12 protein-coding genes are annotated in these 14,967 nt (G+C 60.8%); 7 read left to right on the top strand and 5 right to left on the bottom strand.

Annotation, left to right across the window (positions count from 1 at the left end):
* The first annotated feature begins 9 nt into the window (after positions 1–9).
* Both L8F45_RS20045 and L8F45_RS20040 read left to right on the top strand, forming a co-directional pair.
* Entirely contained in the window at positions 10–627 is a 618-nt protein-coding gene (locus tag L8F45_RS20045; RefSeq protein WP_342359623.1) for a hypothetical protein, read from the top strand.
* A gap of 116 nt (positions 628–743) precedes the next feature.
* Positions 744–1,205, top strand: coding sequence for a YybH family protein (locus L8F45_RS20040; protein ID WP_342359622.1), 462 nt, complete (start codon positions 744–746; stop codon positions 1,203–1,205).
* A 103-nt stretch (positions 1,206–1,308) separates the two neighbouring features.
* Here L8F45_RS20040 and L8F45_RS20035 read toward each other — a convergent pair whose 3' ends face one another.
* A complete protein-coding gene (locus L8F45_RS20035) occupies positions 1,309–2,544 on the bottom strand; it encodes an NAD(P)/FAD-dependent oxidoreductase (protein ID WP_342359621.1) in 1,236 nt (411 codons plus the stop codon).
* Positions 2,545–2,703: 159 nt separating this feature from the next.
* On the opposite strand from L8F45_RS20035, the gene L8F45_RS20030 reads away from it, so the two are divergent.
* The gene (locus L8F45_RS20030; RefSeq protein ID WP_342359620.1) at positions 2,704–3,444 is read left to right on the top strand and encodes an ABC transporter ATP-binding protein; all 741 of its coding nucleotides are present in this window, start codon (positions 2,704–2,706) and stop codon (positions 3,442–3,444) included.
* Complete coding sequence (locus tag L8F45_RS20025; RefSeq protein ID WP_342359619.1) at positions 3,441–4,889, top strand: permease; 1,449 nt, start codon at positions 3,441–3,443, stop codon at positions 4,887–4,889. Before L8F45_RS20030 ends, L8F45_RS20025 begins: the two co-directional genes overlap by 4 nt.
* Before the next feature lie 58 nt (positions 4,890–4,947).
* On the opposite strand, the gene L8F45_RS20020 is transcribed toward L8F45_RS20025, so the two are convergent.
* Positions 4,948–5,628 (bottom strand): FkbM family methyltransferase, encoded by a 681-nt coding sequence (locus L8F45_RS20020; protein WP_342359618.1) that lies wholly within the window; start codon positions 5,626–5,628, stop codon positions 4,948–4,950.
* 445 nt (positions 5,629–6,073) lie between these two features.
* Between L8F45_RS20020 and L8F45_RS20015 the strand changes: the two genes are divergently transcribed.
* On the top strand, positions 6,074–6,283 hold the full coding sequence (locus L8F45_RS20015) for a hypothetical protein (protein ID WP_342359617.1): 210 nt from the start codon (positions 6,074–6,076) through the stop codon (positions 6,281–6,283).
* A 304-nt stretch (positions 6,284–6,587) separates the two neighbouring features.
* Here the strand turns inward: L8F45_RS20015 and L8F45_RS20010 are convergent, their stop codons facing one another.
* The gene (locus L8F45_RS20010) at positions 6,588–7,682 is read right to left on the bottom strand and encodes a glycosyltransferase family 4 protein (RefSeq protein WP_342359616.1); all 1,095 of its coding nucleotides are present in this window, start codon (positions 7,680–7,682) and stop codon (positions 6,588–6,590) included.
* A gap of 635 nt (positions 7,683–8,317) precedes the next feature.
* Here L8F45_RS20010 and L8F45_RS20005 point away from each other — a divergent pair.
* Positions 8,318–9,280: a glycosyltransferase family 4 protein gene (locus L8F45_RS20005; protein ID WP_342359615.1), complete on the top strand. Its 963-nt coding sequence runs from the start codon at positions 8,318–8,320 to the stop codon at positions 9,278–9,280.
* A gap of 127 nt (positions 9,281–9,407) precedes the next feature.
* Here the strand turns inward: L8F45_RS20005 and L8F45_RS20000 are convergent, their stop codons facing one another.
* The gene (locus tag L8F45_RS20000) at positions 9,408–11,423 is read right to left on the bottom strand and encodes a hypothetical protein (protein ID WP_342359614.1); all 2,016 of its coding nucleotides are present in this window, start codon (positions 11,421–11,423) and stop codon (positions 9,408–9,410) included.
* A 695-nt stretch (positions 11,424–12,118) separates the two neighbouring features.
* Here L8F45_RS20000 and L8F45_RS19995 point away from each other — a divergent pair.
* A complete protein-coding gene (locus L8F45_RS19995) occupies positions 12,119–13,873 on the top strand; it encodes a thiamine pyrophosphate-binding protein (RefSeq protein WP_342359613.1) in 1,755 nt (584 codons plus the stop codon).
* A 22-nt stretch (positions 13,874–13,895) separates the two neighbouring features.
* Here L8F45_RS19995 and L8F45_RS19990 read toward each other — a convergent pair whose 3' ends face one another.
* Complete coding sequence (locus tag L8F45_RS19990) at positions 13,896–14,870, bottom strand: glycosyltransferase family 2 protein (protein WP_342359612.1); 975 nt, start codon at positions 14,868–14,870, stop codon at positions 13,896–13,898.
* Positions 14,871–14,967 lie beyond the last annotated feature (97 nt).

Here is a 14,967-nt window from a genome sequence, read left to right as displayed (position 1 = left end):
AAACGCGGCATGCCGCAATCGGTGGCCGCCGTGATCCGCATCGCGGTCGTTCTGGTCTGTGGCGTCGCCGGACTTGCCGCGATCAAGGCGCTGCAGCCCCAGGCCATGATGTCGGCCGCGCCACTGGCGTCCCTTCCCAGCGCGAGCGCTCCGGCCGCCGCCGCGCCCCAGACGCCGCAACAGGTCGCCGCTGCGGCTCAGCCCGCGGCGCCCAAGCCGACCGTTATCGCTCTTCCGGCGGCGTCGGCTCCTCAGCCGCAGGTCGCCGCGCCAGTTGCGGCTCCGCTGCCGCTTGTGACGACCGCCCGCCAGGAGCCGCTTGAACGGTCCCTTCCCCTCCCGCCGGCTCCGTCGCGCGCGCCGGAAGGGGTGCTTGCTTACGCCCAGCCGGCAGCGCCGATGGCCGATCGCGCGGCGCCATCCGCCGACGACAGCAAGGCCGTTGAAGCAGATCATCCCGCGCCTCCGCGCCGCAGTATTCGCCGCATGGCGCAACGCGGCGACGTTCAGTCAGACGCAGGCGATGGCGGTCCGCGCTGTGGTCTGAAAGTGCCGGCGGGCTATCATGTCGGCTGGCGCATTCGCGGCGGAAAACGCACCTCGTGCTATATCGAGCGGAACAGATAGTTTCGTTCGCGGCGTCCTGAGAGGTCGCCCTCCTCTTTTTCACGACGATTTTTCGATACGCATTGCCTCGCGGGCTCAGTCGCATTTCACTGTCGCGATCTCACAGAGACATGGACATGCGTTCTCTTCCCGAAGCCGATTCCGCAACGCGCGCCGAATTCATCCGCTGGCTCGACGTCTTTGCCGGCTATGTCCGTGAGGTCGATTACGGTTCCGCGCGACCGTTGTTCCATCCCGATGTTCTCGCCTTCGGCACCCATCGCGACGTGATCTCCGGGCTCGATCAGTGGATGGCGACGCAATGGGACAATGTCTGGCCGAAAACGTCCGATTTCCAGTTCGATCTCGATGCGGCGCGTATTCTCGTCTCCGACGATCGCAGCGTTGCGACGGTGATCGTTCCCTGGACGAGCACGGGCTACGAAAAGGACGGCTCGACGTTCGATCGCCCCGGCCGCGCCACCATGATCTTCCACAAGCTCGACGGCGCCTGGCTGTGCGTTCATTCGCACATGTCGCTCAATCGCGGCGTGCCGCAGCAGAGCTTTGCGAACCGCCCGCGAAAATCCGCCGCCTGAAAGCTGGAGCAATGTGCGGAAAAGCGGGAACCGGTTTTCCGCAAAACGTTGCGACAAACAAAAAATAGAGCGGCGCGGCGATTCGATTTGAACGCTCGCCGCTCTAGCCGAAACGAGACGGCGAGAAGGCCGAAATATCGAAGGAAGGCTTTTCGCCTGCGATCAGAGTGGCGAGCGCGTCTCCTGTCGCAGGTCCCGTGGTGAAGCCGATATGCTGGTGGCCGAAGGCGACCCACAATCTGTCATGGCGCGGAGCGCGCCCGATCGCCGGCAATGAATCCGGCAGCGTCGGCCGCGCGCCGCGCCAGACATCGCCAACCGGCGCGCCGAAAGGCATGATGTCTTCGGCGCTTTTTTCAGCCAGCTCGATTTGATTGAAATTCGGCGCTGCATCACGCGCATTGAGTTCGACGCCGCTGGTGATGCGGAAGCCGTTTTCGACCGGCGTGAGCACAAAGGCTCCTTCGACATCATGCAGCGGCCGCGAGAGTTTGCGTCCATCCGCCGCGCGAAATTCGCGATGATAGCCGCGCTCGAAACCGAGCGGAAAACGATAGCCGAGCTGCGCCAGCATGTCCGCCGACCAGGGGCCCAGCGCCACGACGAGATGCGGCGCGCTGTGTTCGCCCGAACTCGTGATGACGCGCCATTCCTCGCCGGCCTGCGAGATCGTCTTGATGTCCGTCGTTTCGATGCGTCCGCCTTCCCTTGCGAAGAGCGCCGCGTAGGCCTTGGTCACGGCGCCGGGCGCATCGACGGACGCCGTGTCCTGATGCAGGAGGCCGACGCTGAAGATCGGATTGATGTCGGGCTCAAGCGCCGAAATGCCTTGCCTGTCGAAAATCTCGGACCGCACGCCATAGCGCGCCAGCGTCGCCTGCTCGGCCTTTGCAGCTTCGAGATTGTCGCTGCGCCAGAGCTTGAGCCATCCCGTCTCGCGTAGACGGTGCGTCGCTCCCGCTTCGACGATCAGCGAGCGATGCAGCTTCAGCGACGCCTGCAAAAGGCCGTGCAGCGCGATGGCGCTCCGCTCGACCTGGCTTGAGGTCGCATGCGCGAGGAAGCGCAGCGGCCATGCCGGATGCGACGCGAGAAAGCCGAGATTGTAGCGCAGCGCCGGATGGCGGTTGGTGAGATAGCGCGGCAGGCTTCCCCAGAGCGACGGCGCATTGAGCGGAACCATCGATCCGCTCGAGAGGATCCCGGCATTACCGTACGAGGTCTCGCTCCCGGGCTCGCGACGATCGAGGATGGTGACGGAAAAGCCGCGGCGCAGCAGCGCAAGACCGGTCGAAACGCCGACCATGCCGGCTCCAAGGACAATCACGCGACCGGTCACGTCAGGCTCCTGTTCAATCTGCGGTGAGGGCAGGGCGGGCCTGGTCGGGCGCGCGGAAGGATGCATCGTTCTGTGCGCCGCGATTCACCGGGCTTCAACCCCTCATCGATAGGTTCCGCCCGGGTCGCCGCCGCCGGCGCCGTCGGGAGCCGCCTCGGCATGGACGCCCTCAACGCCCGCAATCTCATGAAAAGCTTCCGCGAGCCCGCCGTGAACGGGCTCGATCTCGCCGTGCGCGCCGGCGAATTCTACGCGCTCCTCGGCCCGAATGGCGCAGGCAAGACGACCACGCTCAGGATGGTCTGCGGGCTGCTCCAGCCGGACGCCGGCGCCATCTCGATCTTCGGCGTCGACGCGCTGCGCAACCCTGTCGAAGCGAAGCGCATGACCGCCTGGGTCTCCGACGAGCCGATGATCTATGACAAGCTGACGCCCGTCGAATATCTCGAATTCGTCGCCGGCCTCTGGCAGGTCGGCGCCGCCACCGCGACCCGCAATGCGCGCGAGCTGATCGACGTTCTCGGGCTCGGTCCCCACGCTCATCAGCGCTGTGAAGGCTTCTCGAAAGGCATGCGTCAGAAGGTGGCGTTGGCCGGCGCGCTGGTTCACGACCCGCGCCTGATCGTGCTCGATGAGCCGTTGACAGGTCTCGACGCCGGCTCGGCGCGACTGGTGAAGGATGTGCTGCGCGCGCGTGTCGCTCGAGGATGCACGGTCATCATGACCACGCATATTCTGGAGGTCGCCGAGCGCATGGCCGAGCGCATCGGCATCATCGTCGCCGGCCGGCTGATCGCCGAGGGGACGCTTGCGCAATTGCGGGCGCGGGCCGGCGCCGGCGCGGCGAGCCTTGAGCAGATATTCCTCGATCTTGTGGAAGACGAGGCGCTCGCTGCATGATCCGAGCCGCGACAATTCCGTGGTTCGCGCGCCACGAGGCGCGGCTCGCCTGGCGCGACTGGCTTGCGATGATGCAGGGCGGACGGCGCGGGCGGAAATCCTTCGCGGCCGTGCTCATCATAGTCTTTGTGATTCTGCTGCACGGCGTCGCCTATGCCGTTCTCTCGCCGCATCTTGGCGAGCTCAGGCCGGCTAAATCCTCGTTGCTGATGCTGACCGGCTGCGGCTTTTTGATATGGGCGCTGATGCTGTCGCAGGCGATGGAATCGGTGACGCGCGCCTTCTACGCGCGCGCCGATCTTGATCTCCTCCTGTCTTCGCCGGCCTCGGGGCGATCGATCTTCGCAACCCGCTTCGCCGCCATCGCGCTGACGACGACGGTCATGGCGATGCTGGTGGCCGGCCCCTTCATCAATGTCGCGGCCGCGCTCGGCGGCGCGCGATTCCTCGCCGCGTACGGCGTGCTCGCCGCAATGGGCATGCTCGCCGCAACGGCGGCGATCGGCAGTGTGGCGTTATTGTTCGGACTGCTTGGTGCGAAACGCACGCGGTTCGCGTCGCAGATCGTGGCGGCTGTCGTCGGCGCGGGCTTCGTGATCGGGGTGCAGGCCGTTGCAATCCTGTCATACGGCGACATGTCGCGGGTCGCGGTGTTCCAGTCGGCGGAATGGGTCGCAGCCTCTCCCGAGGTCGATAGCTGGATCTGGCGGCCGGCCTTGGCGGCCATGGGCGATGCGCCGGGTCTCATCATCATGGCGGCGATCGCTGTCGCGCTCTTCGTTGCCACAGTGGCTGCGACCGCGGACGGCTTCGCGCTGAATGCGCTCGCCGCGGCCGGGGCGTCGAGGGCCGGAGAGACGGCGCGCGGTGGCGAAATCACATGGTGGGAGACCTCTGTGGCGGCCACGCTGAGGCGCAAGGAGTGGCGGCTCCTGGCGCGCGATCCCTGGCTCTTGTCCCAGACCTTGATGCAGCTTCTCTATCTCGCGCCGCCTGCATTGCTGCTCTGGCGGAATTTCGGCGGCGAAGGCAGAGGCGTCCAGATTCTGGCCCCGGTGCTGGTCATGGCGGCGGGCCAGCTCGCGGGCGGCCTCGCCTGGCTCGCGATTTCAGGTGAGGACGCGCCCGACCTCATCGCCACCGCGCCCGTTCCGGCCGGCGTGGCGCTCCGCGCCAAGATCGAGGCCGTGATGGCCGCGGTCGCAGCGCCGGTTGCCCCCTTCGCCGCCGCGATCGCCTTCGTTTCGCCCTGGGTGGCGCTGGTGACGCTGGGCGGTTCGGCGCTCGCCGCCGCGGGCGCGACAACCGTGCAGATGGTCTTCAAGGCGCAGGCGAAACGCTCCAACTTCCGGCGCCGCCAGACCTCGTCGCGCATCGCGACGTTCGCGGAGGCCCTCGTCTCGATCTCGATCGCCGCCGCGGCGGGATTGGCGGCGGTCGCGTAACGGACAGCCGGCGTCGAATAGCGGAGTTCAGGGGCGCACAAGGTCAATTTACCTCGCGCTATGGCCTGAAGCGCATCAGCCTGCTATCGTCTTGATGGATGAAGAAGTAATTGCTTCTATATGCGGGATCAGAAATCTGGCGATCCAAGTGGGCGGCTATCGCGGGCTCCATTTTCGAGCCGCTCACCTCAAAGCTGATGTATCCCCGCTCTTCAAGAATTTTGAACGCAGCCTGCGCCTGAGCATTGTGTCTCTTTTCAATCTCAATCAACATAACTGGTTTATGTCGATCGATCGTCTTGGCGGCTCCGTCAAGAACCGCGTTTTCATGCCCTTCGACATCGATTTTAACAAAGTCAATCCGATCGACATCGGCGGTCATATCGTCCAATGTCGCTGTCTTGACCTTTACCGTGTGAACATGGCCTCCATAGCCGCTCACCACCGCAGGGATTAACGACGCCATCGCATCCATATTCCAGAATGCGCTTCTGCCACCTCTTAGTTTTGGGATATGGATATCCGCTTCCCCGATCGCATTCGACAGCGCCAACTGATGAACTTCGACGTTTTTTGGCAGCACTCGCTTAAGATACTTCGCCAAATCTGGTTGCGGCTCAAAAGCGATGACGCGCTTGAATAACGGCGCGAGCAATTCGCAATAAAGCCCGAGATTGGCCCCTACATCGATTGCTGTACCTTCATCATCGCTTCTATGAGCCAAGCGAACGAAATCCATTTCGCGCTCGAGCCGCGAAATGTTGATATTCTTAAATACATTAATCCGATGTGCTATTCTTGGATGAAAGATCCGAAGAACGGCGTTCCGTGCCAAATTTCTAAACATCGCCAGCCTCAAAGAAAGACGAGGCCTAGCAAGCCTAGAATCCAAAATCAATTATAGCTCGACCTGTGAGACTCGGCCTACGAGAAGCGTGCAAAATCGGAGCTGTCCATATCGGTAGTTCCCACCTCGTCGTGCGCCGGCAAACAAGATTTGCCTTTTGTGAGCCACGCGCCAGCGGAATGGCGGCGCAGCCATTTCTGACACCCCCCCGCGGCAGAGCCCGTGCCGAAACCAAAGATCGTATTTGCGCCGCCATTCACGTTGTTCGGGTGAGCAATCCGAAATTGCTCAGAGCCGTTGCGGTAACAACTCGTGTGAAGCATGAACGAGCAAGGGCGTGGCGCTTTCATTGCCGAATGCCGACGCTAAGGCGACGCAACTGCGCATTGACGAAATTGCGCGCCGGGTCGCACCTAGTACTCACACTGTTTTCCTGATAGATCGCGCCGGACGGCGCACGACGAGTGAACTGCGGGCGACCACGAACGTCACGCCGATCTTCTTGCCATCGCGATCGCTCGAACCGAATCTGCAGGAGAATATCTGACAATGCACGCGCCAGAGCGCGCTCTCAAACCGCGTCTTCGGCTCCTATGACGCGATCATCGACGTTGCCTGCGAGGGTTGAAACAAACTCGTCGCGCTGCCGGATACGATCAAATCAGTCGAGATGCATGAACAGGCGGACGTGGGGCGACGTGAACGACCATTGGGATAGATGCTCGATGCGCTTTCCTCAAGATTGGCTCGATTGAATGATCAATCGATCGCTTGATCTTGGCTCTCCGGCAATCCGTTTCGCGCCGGCTCAACCGGGGAGAGAATCAATCACCTATAATGAAAACAAAATTTCAACGCCGTGTTCTTGCAAGGATCGCCGTCAGTTCGGCCAGGAAACGCGCCGGAGATCGCTCGGCGCGTAAGGAGACGATCGCTGTCCGCATCCGCGCATAACTATCGAGATCGAGCGCGAGTTTCTTCAGCGCGGCCGCGAAAGCCTCAGGCGTCGCCGCTTCGGCGAGCACGCCGGTGACGCCAGGCTCGATCTGTTCAGGCAGGCCGCCGACCGGCGTCGCCACCACGGGAAGACCGCCGCCGAGCGCCGCCATCGCGACGCCGGACTGGCTCGCTTCGACATGGGAGAGCGCGACCGCATGATAGCGCGAGAGCGTCTCGGCGATTTCGGCGCGCGTCAGCCAGCGATTGCGGACCTCTGCGTTCAGCGCGACGAGCCGCGCATGCAACGGCCCGATAGGCCCTTCGCCATGGACGCCCAGCTGGATCGTCAAACCCTCTTCCCGCAAGCGTTCGACAGCTTCAACGAGCAATGGCAATCCCTTGTAGGGAAGGATGCGGCCGAGAAACAGCAAACGGAATGGTTCGCCCGGCTTGGGAGCGGGCATATGCGTCGGCCCATTAAAATCAAGATCAGGGTGAAATAGCGTTTCGATACGTGGCGCAAGCCTCGGATGAGCCGCTACAAGGCGACTTCGCACATTTCTGGACAACGTAATCACCGGATCGGCCTCTTCGGCGTCTCGCAGCAACCAGCGTGTGACGAGGCCGGTCGCATCGCCGGGGTGAGCGTCAGCGTCGTGGACAATAGTGGCGTACTGCGCGCCAGCGTATCGGACCACCGGCGCGATGAAGGGCCCCCATATGTGAGGCATAAGCGTCACGACTGACTCGATCTGCTGCTCCCTGATATAGCGCGCGAGGCTCCTGCGCAGGCCGGGGATGCGCCAAGCGCTTGTCACAGCGCCCAAGCCGGACGCGAATGTGGCGACCGGAAACAGACGCCCGTCGATCTTTGCGAACGCGTCTAGCGATTCGTTCTGCCGGGAAATGGAGATCGTAACCTGTTGATTCCGGCTCTCGCTGGCCGCGCGAGCCAAAGAGAGCGCGAGGTCGGTAATCGGCCCGCGCCGGCCCCAATAAAGAAGCATCAGCCTCTCGGGCGGACGCATGATGTCATTCTGCAATGAGCTGAGCCTTTGCGTATGGCGATTGTGCGATCAAGACGGCGTGGGAGAAAGATTGTTGAGTCCCTGCTTTTGGCATTGCTATCAGGCGCAACCCCGCCCGCGTTTCAGACGTCCAAACCAGATCCTCGACACCGATTGCTGAGTCCCGGCCACATGGTGCGGAGACGCTCCATGAAGATACATCCTTGCTTCGCCGGAATCGATGTCTCAAAGAGATTTACAAGCATTTTCGATGGCGCTGGCGCTTTCGCAAGGAGCTTTGACAAATTCCGGCTCCCTTGCGCACATGACGGCCGCCTTCGAAGCTGGGTTATCCAAGATGGGTCTAACTGGAGCCTGAGCCGTTACGCATGAAAGAATTTCTCCATCGTCATGTATGGCGCCGACTGCCTTACAAGCTTCGCCGGAGAGCTCTTTTTGCGTCCAGCATGATAGCTGCGCCGCGCCGCTCTCCGGCGGCGAGGCCGGCGCAGCCGCTGATTGTGGTGGGCCCCCTGCGGACAGCTTCGGGCCTCGGCGAATCGGCTCGACTTTCCCATGACGCGCTCAAGTCGTCAGGGTTCGACGTTCGCGCCATCGACGTCACGTCGACATTGATGCAAGCCAGCGACTTTCCCGGCTTTGAATGGCGGGACGGGCGATCCTGGGATGGTCAGGCGACGTTGCTGGTTCACGTCAATGCGCCCTTCATGCCTTTGGTTATGGCGAAGCTCGGGCGCCACGCACGCAACAGATTCGTGATCGGCTATTGGGCCTGGGAGTTACCTCACGTTCCCGCTGAATGGCGAAACGGCATTCCTTTCGTGCATGAAATTTGGGTTCCAAGCCGTTTCGTGGCGGACGCCATTCAGCCGCTCGCAGGGGGCCGCGCGATTAACATCATGCCCCATCCTATCGCGGCGTCCGGCGCGACCCCTATCGCGCGTCGGCGCGCGTCCAGCGAACAGAGGTTCAACGCGCTCACCATTTTCAACGCGGCTTCGAGCTTCGTTCGGAAAAACCCTGTTGCGGCGGTGAAGGCCTTTCGGGCGGCGTTTGGCGGCGATGAAAATGCGCGCTTGACAGTCAAGGCGTCGAATCTGGCCGCGTTCCCACAGGGCGCGAAAGAGCTCGAGGTGGCCATAGCGGGATGCTCGAACATCAACGTCATCGACGCGGTGATAGATCGCAAGGCCCTGCAGTTGCTGTACGAAGAGGCGGACGTCTTCATTTCGCTCCATCGTGCGGAGGGGTTCGGACTGAATCTGGCGGAAGCGATGCTGCATGGCTTGCCTGTCATCGCGACCAACTGGTCGGGAAATGTCGACTTCCTGAATGAGCGCGTTGGCGCGCCGGTGCCCTTTGAGTTGAAGCCGGCGTTCGATCCGCAGGGCACCTACCAGCATCCGGATATGATGTGGGCGGAAGCGGATGTAGCGGCCGCGGCACGCGCCATGAAGAGACTTCGCGACGAGCCGGATTTGCGGCGGCGTCTGGGAGAGGAAGCGGCGCAGTTCGCTCAAGGCGCCTTCAGCGCTCAAACTTATACCGGCCGTGTGCGTGCAAATCTTGGAATTTAACTTGACTTGCCGCCCGTCGCCGAGAAGGGCGGCTGACGAGCGATTTCGACCTGCGCCAGCAGTCTGAATTTATGTTGGTTGTCCAAGCGCGCATCGGGCGGCCGTGGAAGATATGAGTTCTGCTCCATCAGAAGGGGCTTACGAGAAGATCACGAATTTCGAACTGGATCTCATCCCCTGGCCGTGTTCTGCGCACGACGAGCTGTAGCGCCGCGCCGACCGGCAGGGAAGACGACTCGATTTCGTGCCAGCGCGCCGCTGCGTCGTTGAGTGAGCGCCACACAAACGGTTCATCGCCGATGCGAAAAGCGTATTCGAACCCGACAGGCGGGAGATTCTCATGGAAATAGGGAAGCTTCTCCCGTGTGATGAAAAATGACAGTTTGCCGCGGATATCTTGCAAGGGCACCTGATAGCTGACGCACGTAACATCGGGCGCAAGACTCGAACGTATCCTGCGGCCAAAATAGGGCCATATTGGAACCTGCTTTGCGTTGCAGGCGGAACCGCCTGCGGTCCAGGGCGCTTCCTGCTTGATATTCATGAGAAGTCGCGGCCTCCAAGCTTGGTACGACAAGGCCAGCGGCAGCGCCAGCAGCAACGTGGCCGCCACCGCCAAAACGCCGATCGCCGTGACGCGCCAGGATTGCAGCCGGTTCGGCGCTTTCTGCGCGCCGCCTGTTTGCGAAAGACCGCCGACGAGGATGGAAATCGCCGGAGCGGCCAGGAGGCCATAGCGATTAAGCAGCGGGCCGAAACCGATGGTTGCGGCGACAAACACACCGAGATAGGCGATGCTTGCAAATGTAAGAGGCGTTCGCCGCGCTAACGTCGTCGCGAAAGCCGCAATCGTCGCGCCGACGATCGAAAGCGCCTGGACGAACAATGCAGTTCGATGGCCGTGCGGTATATTGCTTTGGGGGACTGTAAAGATCGTGTCGAGATTGTCCGGCCAATTGACCGTGGTAAAATAAAGATAGCCGTCGCCTGCGAAAAGGATAGCGGCCTTCTCGGCCATATATGCGGGCCAGCTAAGAAAGCCATGCGCCAATTCGTCCGTGAGGCGAAGAAGGCCGATTGAAGCTCTGCGCTCCTCTGAAATAGCCGGCAGCAAGTGCTGGGTCCATTCGAAGAGAACTTGATAATTCTGGGGCGGGCGTATTTGCAGATCAAATCCAAAGATGGACTGCGTCAAAGGATCGGCAAAAGACTGCGCGCCGAGGAGGGCGTTCAGGCCGCGATCGATAAGGAAATATCCGATGAGCGCCAGCGCTAGAATCGTAAGGCGTTTGCTCCAGTCGCTTTTGCCCGCACTGGCGGCAAAGAAAATCAATGCTGACAGGAGCGCCAAAGCTCCAATAGTTCGAGACCATTGTAACAACACGATCGCGAGCGCAAGTCCGCCTCCAGTTAACAGACGGCGCTCGCTCCGCTCGGTCGCTAGCAAAACCCAAAGCAAGAAAACGATCACCAGAAGCGCAAGATTGTCCATCGACGCGACCGGAATCGCGGGCCACCACTCCGGCTGCGCCGCAAGAAAAGCGAGCGAAATGAAGGCGGCGCGATAGCCAAGTTCTCGCTTGCAGCAATGAAATAGGAAGGCGGTGGTTAAAGCGTGAAGCGTCGCATTGTAGATCTTGAATGCCGTATAATTATCGCCCAGGAGCAGATGAAACGGCACCGTATAAAAGAACGATCGCTCCCGGTAGAGCTGCGGCGCGGCGATATAACCGCTATGGCACGATTCAAGCCAGTGCTGGATCGGCAGTCCGAACTCTTTGCCGCATCGCCAAAGCACTCCGAAGTCGCCGACCTGGGGAGCTGAAAACGCGAGTGCAAAAACAAAAGAGAACAGAATGATAGCGCAGCAGAGGAGCCATCCGGCGACACGCCATGCGTGCTTCTCGTGTTCGATGCTCGCCTGGCCGCCGCGCCGCGCTGCAAGGGCGAGCGCCGCGCCTGCAATCGCCAGGAGAAAGCCCGCAAAGACGCCGCCTTCGAATCTCGCGGCGAGCAGAATTGCGGCGGTGGCGAAAGCTCCAAAAATGACCGCTCGCAACGTCCCTTCAATCAGATCAGCGAAGGTCGGAAACGCTCCGCGCCGCGGCAAGGTTGCGCCTGGCGCCGGCTCAGCGACCATCATCAGGAAGCGCTTTCAGATGTTTCATTTCAATATTCCGACAGGTTGCCGCGCCTTCTGATGGGGATCGCCATCCTGGCTGTTCAAATGTTCTTGCGGGTCATGAGACGAAATCGTCGTCGACTGGAGAACTCTGGGCAGGATTGCCGGAGCTGTGTTGCGCAAGTTGTCGCTCGCCTCCAGCGGCCTGGATTGGGGCGGCCTCCATCGGGAGGTTTAATGCGAAGAGAGGGCAGTAGCGCGCCGCTGTGCCTCCGGCAAGAGGCGATCTCGGAGACGCTCGACGCGGTTCTCGCAACTATCGACGCCCAAATGACGGCCGGCGCTCGCTTTGGCTGATCCGGAGCGCTCTTGACATGAAGGAGAGGGGCAAGCACCAGAGCGAACCTCGGCGTTCTGCAGTTCGCAACGTAGATCTGTACAAATGCGCAGCAATCGAACGATGAATTGGCGTTGAACCTGTGTTGACGTCGCTCGACGCCATGGGTCAGACGCCCGGTTCTCGTACATGCAGCCGGCGCCGGAGGGCGTCTGATTTCCGCCTGCGAACACACGGACTTTCTATTCGTTGCTTTATCTGCGAAGCAGCGACGGGATAGCGCCAGCGGTGATTGCGGCCTGGCGCGAAGGTTCCGCGCCGGGCTACGAACCCCGTGCAACGGGCGGATAGGGACGGAAAGTGGAGAGGCGAGCGGTCGATGAAGGGTGCAGAATATATAGCAGAGTTCCTCGCGCGGGTCGGCAGCAACCAAGTGTTCGTGCTGACCGGAGGGGCCGCCGCCTTCATGATCGACGCTGTCGCAAGGCACCCTGAACTCGATTACGCCTGCTTTCAGAGTGAACAGTCCGCCGCGATGGCCGCAGACGCGGTGTGGCGCGTGGACCGCAAGGTAGGCGTCACGATCGCCACTTCGGGTCCCGGGGCAACGAACCTGATCACCGGCATCGCCAGCTCATTCTTCGATTCTATTCCCAGCCTGCATATCACGGGGCAGGTGAATCAGCAGGAGAACACGGCCTTCGCCGGCGCGATGTTACGACAAAACGGGTTCCAGGAAACCAAGATCGTCGACATCGTTCGGCCGGTCACGAAATACGCGACGATGGTCACAAGCCCGACGCAACTCCGCGAAGAATTGGTCCGCGCCTATGAAATCGCCGTCAGCGGGCGCATGGGGCCGGTGCTGATCGACGTTCCGATGGATATTCAGCAGATGGAGGTCGAGGGCGATTTGCTGCTGCCGGCTGAGCGATCGCTGGAAGGCGAGACGCCAGGCAAGGCCGTTGCGGCGCTCAATGCGACCCTCGCCAGCGCGCGCCGCCCGGTTCTGCTTTTCGGCGCTGGCGTCGGCCTCTCGGCCGCTGAGGACGATCTCACGGACTGGCTCGAGCGTGTGCGCTTGCCGTTTGTCGCGAGCTGGGGTGGGCTCGCGTATTTTGATCATGATCATCCCGGTTATTGCGGTCAGATAGGCGTTTATGGCAATCGCGGCGCAAATTTCATTGTCCAGAATGCTGATGTCGTGATCGTTCTGGGCAGTCGCCTCGATAATCGTCAACGATCGAACCGGCCGGAAAATTTCGCTACCGCCGCAACGGTTCATGTTGTTGACGTTGATGTGGAAGAATTGAAGAAATATGCGAGTCTCGGTTATCGTACGACCCATGCTGATCTTGCGCAGCTTCCTGAAATCCTGAAATCGCTGGAGCCGCCGCAGCTCGAATCAAAATGGCTCGACTATGTGGCAGAGATGAAACGAGCTTATCTCGGCCGCGAGCAGAGCGCGTCAGCGGAGCGTTTAAGTTCACTTTCGCCTTATGACGTTATCCGGAAGATGAACGGACTGCTCGACTCAAACGCCATTGTCACTGCGGATACAGGCGCGGCCGTGTGCTGGCTTCATCAGGCATTCAAGGTGAAGCGCCATAGATTTTTCACGGCGGGCGGAAATTCGCCAATGGGTTACGCGCTTCCCGCGTCCATCGGCGCGAAGCTTACGCATAAGCGCCGCCAGGTGCTGTGCTATAACGGCGATGGCGGCTTTCAGCTTAACATCCAGGAATTGCAAACGATCGCCCACTACGATCTGGAAATTGTCGTCGTCGTCATGAACAACAACGGTTACGGGATTATCAAACAGTTCCAGGACTCTTACCTGCAAGGGCGTTATGTCGGCTCGGAAGAAGGCTACAGCAATCCTGATTTTGGCAAGATCGCGCAAGCCTATGGCCTTCGTTATGCTCGGATCGAGCGACTCGATGATATTACGCAGGACCTGTTCCACGGCGGCGCGATCGTCATCGAGGTGATGCTCCACCCTCAGACTCTGATCGAGCCAAAAATGGAAATGGGCCGCCCCATCAACGATCAGTTTCCCTATCTCGATGATGAGGAGTACGAGGCGGGGAACAGGTTCGTATCTTATCCGCGGCGAAAATCCGCTGGGGCCTAGAAGATTCGGCGCGTCGGTTTCCTCAGTTGGCGCGGTCCCTTCGCGGCTCCGACGATGACTGGAAATTGATGCGCTCTCGCTCAAATACAACGGGCTTGTCACGCACTCTGCCGTAGGTCGCCAACACATATTCGCCGATGAGGCCGATAAAAAAAAGCATCGTTCCGCCAAAAAAGAACAGCGCCACGATTAGGGTCATGATCCCGGGTTGAGCGAGCTCTCGATAGAAGACCAGGCTGATGATGAGGGTTACGATCGAATAGGCGAGGCTCAACAAGGCAAGAGTGAACCCTGCGAACAGGCTGAGTCTGATGGGCGCGGCGGTAAAGGAGACGATCCCGTTCATGCCCTGATCAAAGAGCGCCGAGAGCCGGTTTTTTGACAAACCGCGTTTGCGCGCTTTCCAATGGTACGGAACTCCAATTGAGCGCCCGCCGCACTCGAACGTCATCATGCGCATGAACGGATAGTTGTCGCGGATCTCTCGCATCGCCTCGACGACGCGGCGATCAACGAGTTGGAAATCACCGACGCCAGGCGGCACCACAAGATCGGTGAAGCGGGTCAGGAGCCCGTAGTATGCATTGCGTACCGATCGCATGATGCGCCCTTCCTCGCGCGTCGCCCGAATGCCGTAGACGATCTCGTATCCGTCTTCCCAGAGCTTCACGAACTGCGGAATCATATCCGGGGGATCCTGCAGGTCGGCGGGCAGGAACAGCAGCACCGCATCGCCCGTGCTAGCCATCACTCCATTATACGTATTGCGCAAAGGGCCGAAGTTTCGCCTGTTGACGATGGCCTTCACGCAAGAATCCTGCGCCGTGATTTCTCTTAGTATCGCCAGTGTTCCGTCAGAAGAATCATTGTCGCAGAAGATATGTTCGAGCCTATAGTCGGGCAGCTTGTCGGCAAAGATATTGCGGACGGCTTCCCAGGCTTCGCGAACATTCTGTTCCTCATTGAAGCACGGTGTGATCACGGAAATGGTTTTCATTTATGTCTCTCGACGCGTTTCGAATTCACTCGCCAATGCGTTCCCTCTTGAGGCCAGCGTGAGCGCACTTGGAGGCCGCCCCCATGAACGCTCCAGT

The organism is Terrirubrum flagellatum (assembly GCF_022059845.1).
In the GTDB taxonomy this organism is placed as follows: Bacteria; Pseudomonadota; Alphaproteobacteria; order Rhizobiales; family Beijerinckiaceae; genus Terrirubrum; species Terrirubrum flagellatum.
The sequence above is the reverse complement of the archived record's forward strand: the minus strand, read 5'-3'. Positions and strand labels throughout refer to the sequence as shown.

Bases quoted from the DNA above. Each gene is read 5' to 3' on its own strand.
- L8F45_RS20045 (WP_342359623.1), top strand. From the start codon at position 10: ATGCCGCAATCGGTGGCCGCCGTGATCCGCATCGCGGTCGTTCTGGTC.
- L8F45_RS20040 (WP_342359622.1), top strand. From the start codon at position 744: ATGCGTTCTCTTCCCGAAGCCGATTCCGCAACGCGCGCCGAATTCATC.
- L8F45_RS20030 (WP_342359620.1), top strand. From the start codon at position 2,704: ATGGACGCCCTCAACGCCCGCAATCTCATGAAAAGCTTCCGCGAGCCC.
- L8F45_RS20025 (WP_342359619.1), top strand. From the start codon at position 3,441: ATGATCCGAGCCGCGACAATTCCGTGGTTCGCGCGCCACGAGGCGCGG.
- L8F45_RS20020 (WP_342359618.1), bottom strand. From the start codon at position 5,628: ATGGATTTCGTTCGCTTGGCTCATAGAAGCGATGATGAAGGTACAGCA.
- L8F45_RS20010 (WP_342359616.1), bottom strand. From the start codon at position 7,682: ATGCTTCTTTATTGGGGCCGGCGCGGGCCGATTACCGACCTCGCGCTC.
- L8F45_RS20005 (WP_342359615.1), top strand. From the start codon at position 8,318: ATGCAAGCCAGCGACTTTCCCGGCTTTGAATGGCGGGACGGGCGATCC.
- L8F45_RS20000 (WP_342359614.1), bottom strand. From the start codon at position 11,423: ATGATGGTCGCTGAGCCGGCGCCAGGCGCAACCTTGCCGCGGCGCGGA.
- L8F45_RS19995 (WP_342359613.1), top strand. From the start codon at position 12,119: ATGAAGGGTGCAGAATATATAGCAGAGTTCCTCGCGCGGGTCGGCAGC.
- L8F45_RS19990 (WP_342359612.1), bottom strand. From the start codon at position 14,870: ATGAAAACCATTTCCGTGATCACACCGTGCTTCAATGAGGAACAGAAT.